The sequence below is a fragment of the Microbacterium sp. NPDC079176 genome, from assembly GCF_040686675.1.
In the GTDB taxonomy this organism is placed as follows: Bacteria; Actinomycetota; Actinomycetes; order Actinomycetales; family Microbacteriaceae; genus Microbacterium.
The window spans coordinates 733453-751451 of the sequence record NZ_JBFBLM010000001.1; the positions used below are offsets into that span (position 1 = coordinate 733453).

A 17999-nucleotide genomic window follows, 5' to 3' on the forward strand; every position below is an offset into this window, starting at 1 on the left:
AACGATGACTGGGGAGCGTGGTGTCGTGCGTGCACGGACGAAGAGGATGAATGAGGCCAGGAGAGCCGAGGGAGCGAGGCCGCGACAGCGCGGCATCGTGGCGATCATCGTGGGGATGGTCTTGGCGATCGCGGGGCTGCTCGGCTCCACCGCACCCGCGATGGCGGCTCCGTCCGTGACCTATCCGGGGGCGATCGGCAGCGTCTCGCTCGAGAACGAGAACGGCGGTGGTCCGTTGGTGCAGTGGCAGACCGTGCGGATCACGGGCGAGTGGGCCGTCCCGACCGGGGCGCAGGCAGGGGAGACCTTCGGGATGACCCTGCCCGCGGAGTTCAGTCGTCAGTCGGCCGGTGAGTTCACGATCACAGACCCGGCGACGGGTCTGGTCATGGCGAACTGCGTCGTCGCTGCCGGGCAGGGGCCGGACATGGTGTGCACTCTGACCGCAGCGGTCGGCGGCCTCGAGGAGGTCGGCGGCTCGTTCTGGATGGAGGCGCGGGCTTCGCAGTCGACGACCAGCGAGACCGTCGAGTTCGACCTGGGCGACACGATCGAGATCGTCGACCTGCCCGGTGACGGCGGAGTCGTACCGGGAGATTCGGCGGAAGAGGACGAGCCCTACAAGTACGGCGGCGAGACCGCGACCCCTGGACTCCTGAAGTGGGTCATCGGTATTCCGAGCGGCTATGTCGACGACGGTGCCTTCACGATCGCCGACACGCTCGACGCCGGCCGCACCGACCATCACTACACCGGCGACGTCCGGCTGAGCCGGCGGGCCGTCGAGAACGGTGCACAGGTCGGCGACTGGAGCGAGGTCGACCCCTCTGCGTACACGATCGACATCGCCGGCGACGGACAGTCGTTCGAGTTCGCTGCATCCGGTCTGCCGACGGGCGGATTCGCGTATGAGCTGCTGTATTACACGCAGGCGGATGCGCCGGTGTCCGAGGGAGATGTCTTCGGCAACCACGCGATCGTCAACACGTTCGCGACCTCGGCGACTCACACGGTCGTCGAAACGGGTGGTGGCGACGGCAGTGGTGTCTCGTACACGACGTTCGGCATCACGAAGGAGCTCACCGGCGCGCAGGCGGATGCCGCTCGGGATGCGACCTACACCGTGCGCTATTCGGTCGAGGGTTCGGATGCGGCAGCCACCACGATGACGGTTCCGGTGGGGGAGTCGGTGCTCAGCGGACGTGCTCCGCTCGGTTCGACCTTCGTGATCGAGGAGATCGATCTGCCTGAGATCCAGGGTGTGACCTGGGGTGAGTGGACGATCACCGGCGACGGCGTCGTCGACGTCGGAGACGGCACCTTCGAGGTCACGCCGGAAACCACGGCCGGTATCGAGCTCACCCTCACCAACATCGCCAACCCGGTGCCCGTCGTGTCGCCGACGCCGACGCCGACGCCGACCCCGGCCACGCCGGTTCCGACCCCGACCCCGACGCCGGTCGCAACTCCGGCACCGACTCCGGCGCCGACGCAGACCCCGGTCGCGGCTCCCGGCGAGCTCGCTCTGACGGGAGGCGAATCGGGCGCGGCATTCCTGTCGTTGGCGGTCGCACTGATCGTCGGTGGCGGACTGGCCACCGGAATCGCCGCCAGGCGCCGTTCGAGCGCCGGACGTCGCTGACCCCGACACGCACGGAAGCCCACTCGCGTTCGGCGAGTGGGCTTCCGTGCGTTCGACGTCGTTGTCTCAGCGGATCGCGTAGACGGCGCTGCCGACGATCACCGCGACGATCGTCGTCCAGCCGATGATCGCGACAGCCTGCCAGATGAGGATGCGGACCTTGCCGACACCCGCCGCGGCGAGCATCGTGGCGGTGAACTGCGTCGGCAGCAGCAGCGGACCGAGCAGGCTGACCCCCGGCACGCCGTAGCGCTCGAACGCCCGCTGGAACTTCTCGCGGCGGGCGCCACCGCGGTCGGAGTCGATCGTGTCGGCGGGTGCCGTCTCGACGGCTCCGCCACCGGCCGCAACGGCCTGCCGGCTGCGGGACCGGTTCACGATCGCGGTGCGTGCACCGGAGCTCGCGATGACGAGCACGGCCACGCAGAGGAAGTTGCCGACGATCGCCGCGACGGCCGCGATCACCGGATTGATGCCGCCGATGATGCCGATCGACACGGCTCCCTCGCCCTCGATGAAGGGGATGGCGCCCGCGAGGGCGACGATGAGCGGCTGAATGAGTTCAGGCACCTGGGCGACGAAGCCCTGGAAGGTCTCGATGAGATTCATGGGTGGCTCCTGCCGGTCTGAGCGACGGTGTCTCCGTCGCGATGCATCCAGTCCACCGTCTGGCGTCGCGCTGCGGCAGTGCCGAACCGTCACTGCTTTCCGGGTGGTTCGCCCGCGGCATCCATGACATGTGTCACGCCCGTATCGTGGGGGCATGCGCAGCACTTCTCCGGTCGTCGATCCTGCCGACGACCCACCCCCGGGAGCCCGCCAGCTCGCCCGAGGCATCACCGCGACCTGGTGGTACACGGTGTCGGCCGTGGCCTTCCTCGAGCTCTTCCTGGTGCTGGTCTGGACGCTGCAGGCGCTCGCCGTGCCCGGCGATGCGACGGCGGCGTTCGTCGTCGGCGTGGGCGGCCTGCTCTGGTGGGGCTCCACCATCGTGCTGCTCGCGGACTATCGCCACCGGCTGGATGCCGAGCCGGGCATCGCGTGGACGCGCATCGCCCTTCCGCTGCTCATCGCGGTCGGCTACGGGATCGCGGGCGGCCTCGTGCTCGACAGCTGGCTGCTCGCGCTCATGCCCATCGCTCAGTCGGTGCTGCTGCTCAACTGGCCCAAGGGGGTGCGCCTGCGGATGGTCGTCCTGACCACCGTGGTGCTCGTGCTCGTCGCCGTCGCCGACGCCGCTCGGGGCGCGACCGAGATCGCGCTCCCCGGCTGGATCCCTGCGCTGTACGCGATCCTCATCCCGGCGATGTCGGTGAGCTCGCTGTGGTGGTGGGATGTGCTGGTCACCGTCGATCGTGCGAGGGCGTCGGAGGCCCGCCTCGCCGCGACGCAGGAGCGTCTGCGCGTGGCGACCGACGTGCACGACCTCCAGGGGCACCACCTGCAGGTGATCGCGTTGCAGCTCGAACTGGCCGAGCGCCTGATGAGGATCGATCCCGACGCCGCTCTCGAGCAGCTCCGGGCCGCGAGGGTCAGCGTCGACGAAGCCAGGCAGGGGACCCGAGATCTGGCGACGCGCTTCCGCTCGGTGCCGCTGGGTGACGAGGTGGCGAATGCCCGAGACCTTCTCGCCGCGGCCGGACTCTCCGTCGAGGCCGACATCGCACCCGACGCCGATGAGGCGCCGTCATCGGCTCTCGGTCCCGTCATCAGGGAGACGACCACGAACGTCCTGAGGCACGGGGCCGGGCGACGGGCTCGGCTCGACCTTCGCAGGGTCGACGACGGGTGGCGCTACGAGGTCGCGAACGATGTGGTGACCGGCGTGGCGACACACCCCGTCGGGTCGGGCCTCGACGGAGTGCGGCGCCGGATCTCGGAGGCGGGAGGAACCCTGGAGATCCGGGAGGATGCCGACGAGTTCATCGTCTCGGTGACGGTTCCGCGATCCGATGTGTCGACCGCAGATGGGCAGAGCCGATGATCCGTGTGCTCCTCGCTGACGATGAGGGGATGATCCGTTCGGCGCTCGCCGCCCTGTTGCGTCTGGAAGGAGACATCGAGGTGGTCGCCGAGTGCGCCGACGGTGAGCAGGCGCTCGCTGCTGCGCTCGCTCTGACGCCCGACGTGTGCCTGCTCGATCTCGAGATGCCCGGTCTCGACGGTGTGGAGGTCGCGGAGCGATTGAACCGAGCCATCGTCACGCGCTGCGTGGTGGTCACCCGTCACGCGCGTCCCGGGGTGCTTCGGCGGGCTCTCGCATCGGGTGTCGCGGGCTTCCTGCCGAAGTCACGAGGAGCGGATCAGGTCGCCGATGTCATCCGCAGGGTCGCCGCGGGTGCCCGCTACGTCGACCCTGAGATCGCGGCCGACGCGCTGAGCGACGAACGGTCGCCCCTCACGGATCGGGAGCTGGACGTGCTCCGCGCCGGGCGCCGCGGTGAGACGACGACCCAGATCGCCAGGACCCTCTCGCTCGCGCCCGGCACGGTGCGCAACCACATCTCGGCGGTGCTCGCGAAGCTGTCGGTCGGCACCCGCCAGCAGGCGGTGCTGATGGCCGAGGAGCGCGGCTGGATCTGACTGCGCGGACGCCTGACCCGTGAAGCCCGGAAGGGCGGGTGGGGCCGTGGGAGTTGCCCCACCCGCGAGCCGCTCAAAGGGGAGAGTGCGGCTCAGACCCGAAACCGGCTCGTATCCCCCCAGGCCGACTTCAGGTCTCGTATGCAAGACCCCGAACTCGACGGAAAGTGACGCGGGCGGGAATTCTTTCTGGAACTCCGTGGTCGTCAGTGCATGTGACGCGCGTCGTCGTGACGGTGGTCGTCGTGCACGTGGTCGTGGTCGTGGTCGTGGTCGTGGTCGTGGTGCTCGTGCTCGTCCTCGAGGATCATGCCGATCGAAGTGGCACAGGCGTCGCCCTTCCAGGCTTCGAGACCCTCGCGTACCGCGAAGACCGCGATGACGAGGCCGGCGACGGCATCCGCCCACCACCACCCGAACAGGCTGTTGACGCCGAGTCCGATGAGCACGGCGGCCGAGAGGTAGCTGCAGATCAGCGTCTGCTTCGAGTCGGCGACGGCCGTGGTCGACCCGACCTCGAGGCCGGCGCGTCGCTCGGCGAACGACACGAGCGGCATCACGATCACACTGACCGCGGTCAGCACGAGACCGACCGTGCTGTGCTCCGGCCGATCACCGCCGAGCAGCGACAGCACCGACGACGTGACGACATAGGCCGCGAGAGCGAAGAACGCGACGGCGATGACACGGAGGGTGGGCGTCTCCCAGCGCTCGGGGTCGCGTCGCGTGAACTGCCAGGCCACGGCCGCTGCCGAGAGCACCTCGATGCTCGAGTCGAGCCCGAACCCGATCAGCGCGGCCGACGATGCGACTGACCCTGCGGCGATCGCGACGGCCGCCTCGATCACGTTGTAGACGATCGTGAACGCCACGATGAGGCGGATGCGGCGGTGCAGAGTCGCGCGCCGTTCGGCGGTGAGAGTGCTCGTCGACATCAGCAGCTGCATCCTTCGCCGTCGCAGCAGTCCGGTTCGACGATCAGCGTGATGCGCATGAGCTCGTCGAGCGCGGTCGCGAGATGCGGGTCGGCGAGCGCGTAGCGGCTGCGGCGTCCGTCCTGGACGCTTTCGACGAGCCCGCATCCTCGAAGGCACGCGAGATGGTTCGACAGGAGCTGTCGGCTGACCCCGAGCTCGTCCGCGATGTCGGACGGGTACGCCGGCGCCGCTCGAAGCGCCAGCAGGATGGCTGCGCGCGTCGAGTCCGACAGGGCATGACCCAGGCGGGCGACGGCGGCGGTATGGGTGGGCGAGGCGGCGAGGGTCACGATGCAACTGTACAGAAAAGCGTGAATTAAGAGAATCGTGAATCTATGGTGACGCGCGGCAACATCCCCGACATCTTCGCTCGGTACCGTGAATCGGGCGGCGACATCGGATCGAGAGGGCGACATGGGAGTGACGGTCGAGCGGGTGACATGGTCGCATCCGGATGCGGAGCGGCTCAGGGCCGCGCAGCGCAGCGAACTCGATGCGCGGTACGGCAGCGACGACCATGAGCCGGGCGTCATCCCCTCCGCGGACGACGTGCCCGTCTTCCTCGTCGCACGAGAGAAGAGCGGGCTCGCCATCGTATGCGGCGGTCTCCGACCCCTCGATCCGGCCGTGCTCGGAACCGACGTCGCAGAGATCAAGCGGATGTACGCGGCTCCCTCCGCGCGCGGGACGGGCGCGGCTGTGGCGCTGCTGCGCGCACTCGAGAGAGAAGCGCGCCTGCTCGGCATCCGGTCCCTCGTGCTCGAGACGGGCACCGCTCAGCCGGATGCCGTGCGCTTCTACGAACGCGAGGGCTACGGACCGATCCCGCTGTTCGGCCACTACATCGGCAGCGGTCTGTCCCTGTGCTTCGCCAAGTCTCTCTGACCTGGCCGAAAGGCGATCAGCGCGCAGGTGCGACGATCGCCGCGGACTCGGGTGCGAGCACGACGGTCCGCGCGATCGTCCGAACGGGCGCCGTCTCCAGCAGTATCCGCGAGTCGGGGGCGAGATCGAACTCCACCTCCTGCTCGGCGAGATTCACGAGCACCGACACCTCGCCTCGTTCGATCCGGTAGGCCCGGTTCTCTGGTGCGCCCTCCGTCTTCGACACGATGACGTGGTTGTGCGACATCTCGGGATCGGTCAACTCGGGCACCTCGCGCCGCAGGGCGATCAGGCGTCGATACAGATCGAAGATGCGGGCGTGCGATGCCGATGCGAGCTCGCTCCAGTCCAGCCGCGATCGCTCGAACGTAGCCGGGTCCTGTGGGTCGGGCACGGCGGCCGGGTCCCACCCCATGCGCGCGAACTCCGCGATCCGCCCCTCCGCGGTGGCTTTCGCGAGCTCCGGTTCCTTGTGCGAGGTGAAGAACTGCCACGGGGTGGACGCAGCCCACTCCTCACCCATGAACAGCATGGGGGTGCCCGGTGCGGTCAGAGTGAGAACCGCGGCGACGGCGAGTCGATCGGAGGAGAGCGAAGCGGTCAGCCGATCTCCCGCTGCACGGTTGCCGATCTGGTCGTGGTCCTGCGCGAATGTGACCAGTCGCCAGGCAGGGACGCTCGGCGGCAGCGGCGCGCCGTGCGTGCGCCCGCGGAACGACGAGTACGTCCCGTCGTGGAAGAACCCGGTCTGAGTGACCTTCGCCAGCGCGTCCGGCGCGGCGAAGTCGGCGTAGTACCCGTCGGTCTCGCCGGTGAGCGCGACGTGCACCGCGTGATGCCAGTCGTCTGACCACTGCGCGGTGAGGCCGTTCCCTCCCTCCTCGTGGGAGAGGACCATGACCGGGTCGTTCAGATCCGACTCGGCGATCAGGCTCAGCGGGCGATCGACCTCGCGAGCGAGCGCATCTACGCGCTCGGACAGCTCGTGCAGGAGGTGCGGGGTGCTCTCGTCGTGCAGTGCGTGCACGGCGTCGAGCCGCAGCCCGTCGACGTGGAAGTCACGGAGCCACATCAGCGCGTTCTCGATGATGTACTCGCGCACGGCCGGCTCGTCGAGGTTCACCGAGTCGCCCCACGCCGTGTGCCGGCCCTCGCGCAGATACGGACCGAACTCGGGCAGGTAGTTGCCGCTGGGTCCGAGGTGGTTGTAGACGACGTCCTGGATCACCGCGATGCCGCGTGAGTGGGCGGCGTCGACGAACCGCTGGTATGCGGCGGGTCCGCCGTACCCCTCATGCACGGCGTACCAGAGCACGCCGTCGTAACCCCAGTTCCAGTCGCCGCTGAACGCGTTGACCGGGAGCAGCTCGACATGCGTGATGCCGAGTTCGACGAGGTGATCGAGATGCCCGATGAGCGCGTCGAGCGTGCCGTCCGGTGTGAATGTCCCGACGTGCAGCTCGTAGATCACGCCACCGTCGAGCGGCGCACCGCGCCAGTCCCCGTCGGTCCACTCGAAGCGGGCCGGATCGAAGAGAGCCGAGGGCCCGTGCACGCCCCGCGGCTGCCGCAGCGACCGCGGATCAGGGCGCAGGTCGGTGCTGTCGCCGAGGAGGAAGCCATAGCGCTCGCCCTCGGACATCGCCACATCGGTGCTCCACCATCCCGAACCGTCATCAGCCGTCGTGAGGTCGTGCTCCGAGATCGTGGTGCACGCGGGTGTCAGACGACGCAGCCGCACGCTGTCGGCGCGGGGAGCCCAGACCGAGATCATCGCTCGTCCACCAGCAGCGCGACCGGATACGTGTCGAGCAGGTCGGCCAGCCGGATCGGACCGCGGCCGAAGCGGCGACCGGTGATCGCGTCCGTCGCCGGCAGTTCGCGGCGCAGCAGCACGGTGTCGCCCCATCCGCCGCGGCGCTCGAGTCCGACGGGCAGACGCGACGCCACCGCCAGCACACCGCCCCGGTCCGCCGCGACCACATGATCCGACGCCTCACCGGCGACACCGCCCGGGCGATACCGGTAGAAGAGCTCGGGGTTGTCCCGGCGCAGACGCAACGTGCGCGACGTGACGAGCATCTTCGCGAGGCCCGAGTCGTCGATGGGAGGAAGGATGCCGCGAGAGACGTCGGCATCGAGTCGACCCAGCATCGCCGAACGCGCTGCGAAATCGACCGGCCGCCGGTTGTCGGGGTCGACGAGCGAGTGGTCCCACAGTTCGGTGCCCTGGTAGACGTCGGGCACACCGGGGGCTGCGAGCTGCAGGAGCTTCGCGGACAGCGAGTTGACCCGACCGGAGTCGACGATCTCGCCGACGAATCCCTCGAGGATCGGTCGAGCCCGCCCGTTCGCCGCCTCGGCGATCGCTTCGACGCCCTTCTCGAACTCGAGGTCCGGATGCTGCCATCCGGTCGATTCCGCAGCCTCGCGCGCGGCCTTCAGCCCGTAGGCGAGCAGGCGCTCCGACGAGATCGGCCATGCTCCGACCGCGGCCTGCCAGAGAAGGGAATCGAGTGGCCCGTGTCCTGTCGAGGCGACGGCACGGAGCTCGGTCAGCACCTGCGCCCAGCGGTCCGGAATCTCGGAGAGCACCGACAGACGCGCACGGACGTCCTCGGATCGCTTGGTGTCATGGGTCGACATAGCGGTGAGCGAGTACGGCCACGACGCGAGCCGCGCCTGCTGGGCGTCATGGAACTCGTCGACCGAGACGGAGGCGATCGAGGGATCGCCGCCGACCTCGGTGAGGGTGCCGAGGCGGGTGTGGCGGTAGAACGCGGTGTCCTCCACGCCCTTGGCCATCACCGCTCCCGTCACCTGCGGAAAGCGTTGCGAGACCTCGAGCGAGGTGTCGAGCAGCAGGGGTGTCAGCTCGGCGAACGATCCCGCGAGGTCGGGGCGGCGCCGTGCGGCGTCGTCGATCGCGTGCTGCAGATGCTCGCGTCCCGCCGGGAGGTAGGACCGGTAGACCGGGAAGCTCGCCACGATCTCGGCGAGCGCGTCCTCGGCGCCGACCACGCCGAACGGCAGAGCCCTGACGAGGCGTCGCACCTCGGACTGCAGGAGGTCGTCGGCGATCATCCGCTTCGTGGAGTGGATCAGGTCGGCCCAGGACTTCGCGGCCGGCAGACCGGTCTCGTCCCGCAGCCGCGAGTCGAGGAGGTCGAGGGCTGCGACTCCGTCGCCGTCGATCAGCACGCGGTCGATCTCGCCCATCGCGTCGTAGCCGGTCGTGCCGTCGGTGCGCCACCAGGACGGCAGCTGCTCACCCGGTTCGAGGATCTTCTCGACGACCGTGTACGCGCCGCCGGTGATGTCGGCGAGTCGCTCGAGGTACTCGCCGGGATCCGTCAGCCCGTCGGGATGGTCGACGCGGAGTCCGTCGGCCAGACCGTCGGTGATCCACCGGGCGATCTCGCGGTGCGACTCCTCGAAGACATCCGGGATCTCGACGCGGATGCCGGCGAGCTCGGACACGGCGAAGAACCGACGGTAGTCGAGGTCGGTGTTCTGGTCCTCCCAGAACCGCAGCTCGTAGTGCTGGGCGTCGAGGAGGGCAGGCAGATCGTCTGCGAGCTCTCCCGATCCCGGTGCCAGGGGAAGCACGTGGTCGAAGTACGACAGCGTTCCGTCGGGGGCATCGTCGGCCGGGGTCGTGTCGACGACGATCTCATCGGCTGACAGCACCTCCGCGAGCGACGACCCGAGGATCGGCAGTCGCACCCGTCCGTCGGACAGTCGCGGGTCGACGTCGAATGCCAGCGCATGGCGCGATGAGCGCCCGAGCCGCAGCAGATCCCACCACCAGAGGTTCGCGCGCGGGACGGCCACGCCGACGTGGTTCGGGACGATGTCGACGAGGACCCCGAGCCCCGCTGAGCGGGCCGCGGCGGAGAAGCGCTCGAGCCCCTCGGGGCCACCGCGGGCATCGTCGACCCGGGAATGATCGACGACGTCGTAGCCGTGGTCCGACCCCGGCACGGCCGCGAGCAGCGGTGAGAGGTACGCCCACGAGGCACCCAGCTCGGTGAGGTACTCCGTGATCGATGCCGCGTCGTCGAGCGTGAAACCCGCTCGGATCTGCAGACGATAGGTCGAGAGCGGGCGGTGGGTCATCGAGGCAGCTCCGGGGTCGGGGCGGGTGACGGAGCTTCGGCGCGCTCGGTCTGGATGCGCAGCGAGGCCTCGACGGAGTCGTCCGTCGGCACCTCGGTCTGATCGACTTCGCGCAGCACCAGCATCGAGTTGGCTTCGAGGGTCACCGGAGCGCCGGCGTCGATCGCGTCGCCTCCGGCACGGTCGCCGGCGGTGTCGACGGCGACCTCCCACGCACGCCCGTGGCGCTCGTCGGGGAGCACGGCGTCGATAGCCTCCGTCCCGCTGTGGAAGTAGACGAGGAAGTTCTGATCCGTCACCGGCTGTCCACGGCGGTCCTTCTCGCGGATGCCCTGTCCGTTCAAGAACATGCCGATCGCGAGACCGAATCCGGAATCCCAGTCCTCGGGCTCCATCCGGCGGCCGTCGGGTCGCAGCCAGACCACATCCGGCACTCGTTCGCCGTCCTCCGACCGCACCGGCCGGCCGTCGAAGAACCGGCTGCGGCGGAACGTCGGGTGCATGCGGCGCAGTCTCGCCACCGCTGCCGTGAACTCGACGAGAGGACGATCCGCCGCCTCCCAATCGACCCAGGTGAGCTCGTTGTCCTGCGCGTAACCGTTGTTGTTGCCGTCCTGGGTGCGACCGAGCTCGTCGCCGTGCGCGATCATCGGCACTCCCTGCGACAGCAGCAGTGTCGCGAGGAAGTTGCGCTGCTGTCGGGCGCGGACGCGGTTGATCGTCTCGTCGTCGGTGGGCCCCTCGACGCCGTTGTTGCTCGAGCGGTTGTGGGATTCGCCGTCGTTGTTGTCCTCGCCGTTGGCCTCGTTGTGCTTCTCGTTGTACGACACGAGGTCGCGCAGCGTGAAGCCGTCGTGAGCGGTGACGAAGTTGATCGACGCCACGGGACGCCGACCGGAGTGCTCGTACAGGTCGGCGGAACCGGTGAGACGCGATGCGAACTCGCCGAGCGCCTGCGGCTCACCGCGCCAGAAGTCGCGCACGGTGTCGCGGTACTTGCCGTTCCACTCCGTCCACTGCGGAGGGAAGTTGCCGACCTGGTATCCGCCGGGGCCCACATCCCACGGCTCGGCGATGAGCTTCACCTGCGAGACGATCGGATCCTGCTGCACCAGCTCGAAGAAGGCCGCGAGACGGTCGACGTCGTAGAACTCGCGCGCGAGAGTCGAGGCGAGATCGAAGCGGAAGCCGTCGACATGCATCTCCGTGACCCAGTACCGCAGCGAGTCCATGATCAGCTGCAGCGCGTGCGGGTTGCCGGCGTTGAGGCTGTTGCCCGTGCCCGTGTAGTCGGTGTAGTAGCGACGGTCCTCTTCGAGGCGGTAGTACGCCTCGTTGTCGATGCCCCGCATCGACAGCATCGGCCCCATGTGGTTGCCCTCGGCGGTGTGGTTGTAGACCACGTCGAGGATGACCTCGATCCCCGCCGAGTGCAGTGCGCGCACCATGGCCTTGAACTCCTGCACCTGCTGACCGTGCTGCCCGCTGGAGGAGTAGTCGTTGTGCGGCGCGAAGAAGGCGAGCGTGTTGTAGCCCCAGTAGTTCGTGAGGCCCTTCTCCTCGAGGGTCGAGTCATAGACGAACTGATGCACCGGCATCAGCTCGATCGCGGTGACGCCGAGGTGCACCAGGTGCTCGATGACCGACGGGTGGCCGATGGCCGCATACGTGCCCCGCAGCTCCTCGGGGATGTCCGGGTGCAGCTCGGTCAGTCCCTTGACGTGCGCCTCGTAGATCACGCTCTGTGCGTAAGGGGTCTTGGGCAGTCGGTCGCCCGCCCACTCGAAGAACGGGTTCACGACGACGCCCTTGACCATCGTCGCGGCGGAGTCTTCATCGTTGCGGGAATCGGGGTCGCCGAAGTCGTAGCCGAACAGGGGCTGCCCCCAGTCGACCCGGCCGGCCACGGATTTCGCGTACGGGTCGAGGAGGAGCTTGTTCGGGTTGAATCGCTTTCCCTGCGCGGGGTCGTACGGTCCGTGCACGCGGTATCCGTAGAGCTGTCCGGGCTGCACGGAGGGCAGGTAGCCGTGCCAGACGAACGCGTCGACCTCTTCGAGCTGGACGCGCTCCTCGTTGCCGTCGTCGTCGAACAGACACAGTTCGACCTTCTCGGCGCCCTCGCTGAACAGGGCGAAGTTCGTGCCCTGGCCGTCGAAGGTCGCGCCGAGCGGGTAGGGGGAACCGGGCCAGACCTCGTGGCTCACTGAGCGCGCCGCTTCGAGACGGCGCGGTGCAGGACAGTCCTCACCGCGTCGTGGAAGTCATGCACCTGAGCGATCTCGTCGGCGTGAGGGTAAGGGTGGCCGACGTAGCAGACGAAGACAGGATGCACGTGCTCGACGTATCCGACGGGGCCGTCGTGCAGCACGACGTAGCGATCGAGGTCGACACGCTCGTAGAGGGGTTCGGCCGGCGTCGAGGCTGTCGTGGGAGCCTGGCCGTCCGCGGGCTTGTGGTCATGCGCGGTATGGGTCTTCGCAGTCATGAGGGCTCCTGTTCTGTTGATGGGGTCCACGCTAAGAGATACGAGTTCACAGCGGAACACCATTGCCTCCGCGCGATGAACGCGCTATGTCGTGAGACGCGCGTCCTGATCGTGAAATCACCCCGCGCCCACCTGCGACAATGGAAGCCCCGTGCCGATCCCGAACCGAGGAGCTCCCGTGCAGTACATCTCCACCCGAGGCGGCATGCAGCCGCTGCCGTACTGCGAGACCCTGCTCGAGGGGCTCGCGCCCGACGGAGGACTGGCCGTCCCCGAGACGATGCCCACGGTCGACGGAGAGACGCTCGAGCGCTGGCGTGCCCTGACGTATCCGCAGCTCGCCACCGAGGTGCTCGGTCTCTTCGCCACGGACATCCCGCGGGCCGATCTCGCCCGCATGACGGAGGCCGCCTACGAGCCGTTCCCTGAAGAGGTCGTGCCCCTGCGGTCGATCGGCGACGATCTCACCCTGGTGGGCCTCTCCGAGGGGCCGACCCTCGCTTTCAAGGACATGGCCATGCAGTTCCTCGGGCAGGTCGTCGAGTACGCGCTCGAGCGCAAGGGCTCTGTCCTCAACATCCTCGGCGCGACCTCGGGAGACACCGGCTCGGCTGCCGAGCACGCTCTTCGCGGCAAGGACCGCATCTCGGTGTTCATGCTGTCCCCGAAGGGGCGCATGAGCGCGTTCCAGCGCGCGCAGATGTTCTCGCTCGACGATGACAACATCCACAACATCGTCGTCGACGGCGTGTTCGACGATTGCCAGAACCTCGTCAAGTCCCTCGCCGGCGACCTCGACTTCAAGCGCGCTCAGCACCTCGGTGCGGTCAACTCGATCAACCTCGCCCGCATCACCGCCCAGGTCGTCTACTACTTCTGGGCGTGGCTGCGCGCGACGGACGCCGGGGGATGGACCGAGGTGTCGTTCACGGTGCCGTCCGGAAACTTCGGCAACATCCTCTCGGGGTTCTTCGCGAAGGAGATGGGGCTGCCCATCCGTCGCCTCGTGCTCGCCGCCAACGAGAACAACGTGCTCGACGAGTTCTTCCGCACCGGCGTCTACCGGCCGCGGAGCGCCGCGCAGACGCTCGCCACCTCGAGCCCGTCGATGGACATCTCGAAGGCGTCGAACCTCGAGCGCTTCATCTTCGAACTCGTGGGTCGTGACGCGAGCCGCGTCGTGAAGGCCTGGCAGGAGCTCGACACCCAGGGTTTCTTCGATTTCACCTCCGATCTGGCGCGTTTCGTCGAGGAGTTCGGCATCGTCAGCGGCACCTCGACGCACGACGACAGGCTCGCGACGATCAGGTCCGTCTATGAGGCGACGGGGGACATCATCGACCCGCACACCGCCGACGGTGTCAAGGTCGCTCGCGAGAACGTCGAGCCCGGCGTGCCCATGCTGGTGCTCGAGACGGCGAAGCCGCAGAAGTTCGCCGAGACGATCTGCGAGGCGATCGGCGTCGAGCTCGAGTACTCCTCAGAGCTGCGCGCGATGCTCGACGCTCCGCAGCGCAGGACCGAGATGGCCGACGACGAGCACGAGCTCCGAGCGTTCATCGAGGCCGAAGCCCTGCGCTGAGCGACTCAATCGGGGTCGCCGTGCAGCATCCAGGGCACTCCGAAACGATCGACGAGCATTCCGAACGTGCCGCCCCACGGCGGGGTGTCGAGCGGCATGGTGATCGCCGCACCGTCGGACAGGGCGTCCCAGACCTGTTGCGTCTTCTCCTGCGAGTTGCCGCTGAGCGAGACCGAGAATCCCTGGGGCGGCTCGAACGGGATGCCGTCGGGGGTGTCTGAGGCCATGAGCACCAGGCCGTCCGGCGTCGTGAGCTGCGCATGCATCACGAGATCGTGCTGATCCGGGTTCTGGACCATGTCGGGGAACTCGCCGAACACGTTGATCTCGAGATCACCGCCGAGCACGCCCTGATAGAACTCCATCGCCTGTCGCGCCTCGGTGCGGAACGAGAGATAGGGATTGAGATTGGCCATGACTGACCCCAGCCTTGTCAGGCGGGGCCGCCGTCGGTCCCGCTGCGGCTCATTCTGCGCCGGGGGTCGGACATCCGCAAGAGCGACGTCGCGCTCAGGCGGGGAGGGCCTTCACCGCCGCCGTGAGCACCTGAGGCACCGTCGGCACACCTTCGGCGCGGAACACTTCTGCGCCCGAATCATCGCGGATGATGACGGTCGGGGTGAAGCGGATGTCGAGCGCCTCCGCGGCATCCGGTTCTCTCGCGACGTCGATCTCGGTGACGGTCGCGTCGGGAAGGTAGCGCACGGCGTCCTCCACGACCGAGCGGGTGCGCGAGCACGCTCCGCAGAACGCGGAGGTCACGAGCGTCAGTTCCATGGCTCTCCTCTCGGCTCTCGAGGTGCAACCGCGCACCGTCTCGCGGTGTTCCCGAGCCGCGATCAGAACGAGGTGCGCTTGACGAGGCCCCGGTTCGTGCGGATGTGCTCGTAGTCCCATTGCACGACCCGCGACTCCGACAGCCAGACGGCGAGCCGGTCGGTGTCGATCTCCGAGGCGGAGGTGAATCTCTTCTCGGCGGCCTCGAAGGATCCTGAGGCGACGAGTCCGGGCTCTGCGAACGACTGGCCGCTCCAGAACATCAGTCGGACGGCATCCTTCAAGCGGTCGTATCCGACGATCGGATTGCCGTCGAGGAACCAGACCGGGTGCGCGTGCCAGACCTTGGCGGCGGCGTCGGGGAGTGCTCGGTCGATCTCGTCCGCGAGGAGGTCGCATATCAGCCGATCCTCCGAGCTGAGCCTGCGGTGGTAGTCGGCGATCTCAGGCGCACGGGTCATGCTGTGAGTATGGCGCGTGCGACGGCAGACGTCGAGAGAGTCACACGGAAGACGTGGTCGCGCGCGGATGCAGCAAGCCGGAGATCGCACCCAGAGCAGCTCCGACGAGGGTGTCGACGATCCTCTCCCCGGCGACGTCCATCGAACCGATCTCGCCCGTCGCTGCGCCCGTCAGCAGAAGCACCAGAGGGGTGATGAAGACGAGCGCGAGAGCGTAGTGCCTGACGACGACGAGCTCGATCGTGAACTGCAGCGCGCCCAGCAGCAGAGCGAGCCACAGCCCCGACGGATGCAGCAGCGCGAGCAGCGCGTACACGCCGGCCCCGACCACGGTTCCGAGCATGCGATGGAGTCCGCGCTGGACGGCGGCGCGACGGGCGGCGGCCACGCCGATCACCGCCACCGCCGACCCCACGATCCAGTACGTCCGGGTGGGGTCGATCACCAGTCCCAGCAGGACGCCGATGACGGCGACGATCGCGACCCGGATTACGAGCATGCGCGAATCGGGGGTGAATGCGGGGCCCGGGAGCAGCTCGCTCAGCGGCCGAGCGGAGATCGAGCGCGCTCGAGGACGCAGAAGCGGCGCCATCGCGAGCAGATAGGAGAACACGCAGCCGGCCGCGAGTGCCCCGAGGTAGGTCAGCGGTGCCAGGGGCGAGCTCGCCACGACGTGCGCCGACAGACCGAAGACCAGCACGAAGAAGAGCGGTCCGGGCGGGCCCAGTCGGAACCCGAACGCCAGGGCAGCGCTGACGACCGCGACCACCACGACGCCGATGCTCACGAGCCAGGCGTTGGCGGAGACAACCACTCCGAGAGCGGCGCTGACGATGAGGCCCGCGGCCACGAACGGCAGGATCCTCGCCCGATCGATCACCGGTGCCGTCCCGGCGAAGAGGACCGTGAATGCGCCCGAGGCCGCGACGTAGCCGAGCGACGGCTCGCCGAGCACGGTCATGACCGCTATCGGCACCGCGATGCCCAGCGCCGCTTGGGTGGCGAGATGCCAGCGCGGACCGCGCTTGGGTGCCAGGGCGAACAGGCTCATCCCTCCATTGTCTCGCGGCGCCGGCGCCGAGCAGGACGGACGTCGACCGGAGTACGGCGAGCCGGCGGGAATCGCCCCGGCGATACGATGGCCGACGTGACGGAACCTCGACCGGGAATCGCCGAACGGCTTTCGCAGATGATCCAGCTGCCGACCGTGTCGGCCGAGGTCGAGGAGCGCGGAACCGAGCCGTTCGAGTCGTTCGTCGCCCTGATCGCGCAGCTCTACCCGCTCGTCCACGAGCATCTCGCACTCGAACGGCACACCGATTTCGGGCTGCTCTTCCACTGGACGGGCAGGGACGCCGGCGCTGCGGGGCCGGTCGTGCTGATGGCGCATTATGACGTCGTCCCCGTCGACGAGAGCGACGCATGGACGCATCCCCCGTTCGAGGGCGTCATCGCCGACGGAGTCGTCTACGGTCGTGGTGCTCTCGATGACAAGGGTCCGCTGATCGTCGTGCTCGAGGCGGTCGAGAACCTGCTCGCCGACGGGTTCACCCCCGCACGGGACGTCTACCTGTCGTTCGGGGGCAATGAGGAGACCTTCGGTCGAGCAGCCGAGGAGATCGCCCGCGTCCTGCGCGATCGCGGCATCATCCCGTGGCTCGTGGTGGACGAGGGCGGCGCCGTCGTGGATGCGCCGCTGCCCTTCGTTCCGGGACGGGCGGCGATGATCGGCGTGGGGGAGAAGGGCGTCATGACGCTCACGCTCTCGGCGCGTGGTGAGGGTGGTCACGCCTCGGCACCGCCCGCTCTCACAGCGGTCCGGCGCGTGGCGAGGGCCGTCGATCGGCTCGGCCCCCGCACGTTCCGACCGCGTCCGTCGAAAGCGATCGGACGGATGCTGTCGCAGCTCGGAGCTCAGACTCCCGGTCCGGCAGGGCATCTGCTCAGGCTGCTCGGCTCCGCCCCGCCGGTCACCGGTCGGCTGTTCGCCGCGCTCGGCGGCGAGCCTGCAGCACTCGTGCGCACAACGGTGGCTCCGACCATGCAGTCGGGCGGCACTGCCGCGAACGTCCTGCCGTCGCAGGCCTCGGCGACGGTCAACCTGCGCATCGCGCTGGGTGAGACGACGCAGCAGACGGTGCTGCGGGTGCGTCGGCGCATCCGGGATCCGCTCATCACCGTATCCGTCGAGGAGGCGAGCGAGCCGTCGCCCGAGTCCGCGACCGACAACGCTCAGTTCACGCTGCTCGCCGACGCTCTCGCCGTCTCTCACCCGGGAGTCCCCGCGGTGCCGTACGTGATGATGGCGGCGACGGACTCCCGCCACTTCCACCGTTTCGCCCCCGCCGTCTACCGCTTCGCGCCGCTCGAGATGTCGAACGCACAGCGGGCGTCGATCCACGGCGTCGATGAGAACGTCGAGATCGTCGCGCTCGAGCGGGGGGAGCGGTTCCATCGGGCGCTCCTCGAGCGGCTAGGGTGATCT

Annotated in this window: 17 protein-coding genes; 6 read left to right on the forward strand and 11 right to left on the reverse strand. The window is 68.6% G+C overall.

The window, feature by feature from the left end:
• The first annotated feature begins 97 nt into the window (after positions 1-97).
• A complete protein-coding gene (locus AB0P11_RS03500; protein WP_056277020.1) occupies positions 98-1642 on the forward strand; it encodes a DUF5979 domain-containing protein in 1545 nt (514 codons plus the stop codon).
• Between the two features lie 66 nt (positions 1643-1708).
• On the opposite strand, the gene AB0P11_RS03505 is transcribed toward AB0P11_RS03500, so the two are convergent.
• Positions 1709-2251, reverse strand: coding sequence for a hypothetical protein (locus AB0P11_RS03505; protein WP_056277023.1), 543 nt, complete (start codon positions 2249-2251; stop codon positions 1709-1711).
• A gap of 154 nt (positions 2252-2405) precedes the next feature.
• Here AB0P11_RS03505 and AB0P11_RS03510 point away from each other — a divergent pair, with 154 nt between their 5' ends.
• Positions 2406-3626, forward strand: coding sequence for a histidine kinase (locus tag AB0P11_RS03510; protein WP_056277026.1), 1221 nt, complete (start codon positions 2406-2408; stop codon positions 3624-3626).
• Positions 3623-4225 carry a response regulator transcription factor gene (locus tag AB0P11_RS03515; protein ID WP_053098815.1) on the forward strand — a complete coding sequence of 201 codons (603 nt, stop codon included), beginning with the start codon at positions 3623-3625 and terminating at the stop codon, positions 4223-4225. The genes AB0P11_RS03510 and AB0P11_RS03515 overlap by 4 nt, the downstream gene beginning before the upstream one ends.
• A 206-nt stretch (positions 4226-4431) precedes the next feature.
• Here AB0P11_RS03515 and AB0P11_RS03520 read toward each other — a convergent pair whose 3' ends face one another.
• A complete protein-coding gene (locus AB0P11_RS03520; protein WP_363519782.1) occupies positions 4432-5160 on the reverse strand; it encodes a cation transporter in 729 nt (242 codons plus the stop codon).
• Positions 5160-5495 carry a helix-turn-helix domain-containing protein gene (locus tag AB0P11_RS03525; RefSeq protein WP_053099385.1) on the reverse strand — a complete coding sequence of 112 codons (336 nt, stop codon included), beginning with the start codon at positions 5493-5495 and terminating at the stop codon, positions 5160-5162. The genes AB0P11_RS03520 and AB0P11_RS03525 overlap by 1 nt, the downstream gene beginning before the upstream one ends.
• Positions 5496-5616: 121 nt before the next feature.
• Between AB0P11_RS03525 and AB0P11_RS03530 the strand changes: the two genes are divergently transcribed.
• Positions 5617-6087 (forward strand): GNAT family N-acetyltransferase, encoded by a 471-nt coding sequence (locus tag AB0P11_RS03530; protein ID WP_363519785.1) that lies wholly within the window; start codon positions 5617-5619, stop codon positions 6085-6087.
• 16 nt (positions 6088-6103) lie between these two features.
• Here the strand turns inward: AB0P11_RS03530 and treZ are convergent, their stop codons facing one another.
• The 4 genes from treZ to AB0P11_RS03550 are packed head-to-tail and all read right to left on the reverse strand — an operon-like array spanning position 6104 to position 12694.
• Positions 6104-7861: a malto-oligosyltrehalose trehalohydrolase gene (gene treZ / locus AB0P11_RS03535; protein WP_363519787.1), complete on the reverse strand. Its 1758-nt coding sequence runs from the start codon at positions 7859-7861 to the stop codon at positions 6104-6106.
• Positions 7858-10206, reverse strand: a complete 2349-nt coding sequence (gene treY, locus AB0P11_RS03540; protein ID WP_363519790.1) for a malto-oligosyltrehalose synthase — start codon at positions 10204-10206, stop codon at positions 7858-7860. The genes treZ and treY overlap by 4 nt, the downstream gene beginning before the upstream one ends.
• On the reverse strand, positions 10203-12413 hold the full coding sequence (gene glgX / locus AB0P11_RS03545) for a glycogen debranching protein GlgX (protein WP_363519793.1): 2211 nt from the start codon (positions 12411-12413) through the stop codon (positions 10203-10205). Before glgX ends, treY begins: the two co-directional genes overlap by 4 nt.
• Positions 12410-12694, reverse strand: a complete 285-nt coding sequence (locus AB0P11_RS03550; RefSeq protein WP_053098820.1) for a hypothetical protein — start codon at positions 12692-12694, stop codon at positions 12410-12412. The genes glgX and AB0P11_RS03550 overlap by 4 nt, the downstream gene beginning before the upstream one ends.
• Positions 12695-12872: 178 nt before the next feature.
• Between AB0P11_RS03550 and thrC the strand changes: the two genes are divergently transcribed.
• On the forward strand, positions 12873-14276 hold the full coding sequence (gene thrC, locus AB0P11_RS03555; protein ID WP_363519796.1) for a threonine synthase: 1404 nt from the start codon (positions 12873-12875) through the stop codon (positions 14274-14276).
• Positions 14277-14281: 5 nt separating this feature from the next.
• On the opposite strand, the gene AB0P11_RS03560 is transcribed toward thrC, so the two are convergent.
• The 4 genes from AB0P11_RS03560 to AB0P11_RS03575 form a co-directional block, all read right to left on the reverse strand.
• The gene (locus AB0P11_RS03560) at positions 14282-14692 is read right to left on the reverse strand and encodes a VOC family protein (RefSeq protein ID WP_363519799.1); all 411 of its coding nucleotides are present in this window, start codon (positions 14690-14692) and stop codon (positions 14282-14284) included.
• Positions 14693-14786: 94 nt separating this feature from the next.
• Complete coding sequence (locus tag AB0P11_RS03565; protein ID WP_053098822.1) at positions 14787-15053, reverse strand: thioredoxin family protein; 267 nt, start codon at positions 15051-15053, stop codon at positions 14787-14789.
• A 62-nt stretch (positions 15054-15115) separates the two neighbouring features.
• A complete protein-coding gene (locus AB0P11_RS03570) occupies positions 15116-15514 on the reverse strand; it encodes a DUF1801 domain-containing protein (protein WP_053098823.1) in 399 nt (132 codons plus the stop codon).
• Between the two features lie 40 nt (positions 15515-15554).
• Positions 15555-16565 (reverse strand): FUSC family protein, encoded by a 1011-nt coding sequence (locus AB0P11_RS03575; RefSeq protein WP_363519803.1) that lies wholly within the window; start codon positions 16563-16565, stop codon positions 15555-15557.
• 87 nt (positions 16566-16652) lie between these two features.
• Between AB0P11_RS03575 and AB0P11_RS03580 the strand changes: the two genes are divergently transcribed.
• Entirely contained in the window at positions 16653-17996 is a 1344-nt protein-coding gene (locus AB0P11_RS03580) for a M20/M25/M40 family metallo-hydrolase (RefSeq protein ID WP_053098825.1), read from the forward strand.
• Positions 17997-17999: the final 3 nt, after the last annotated feature.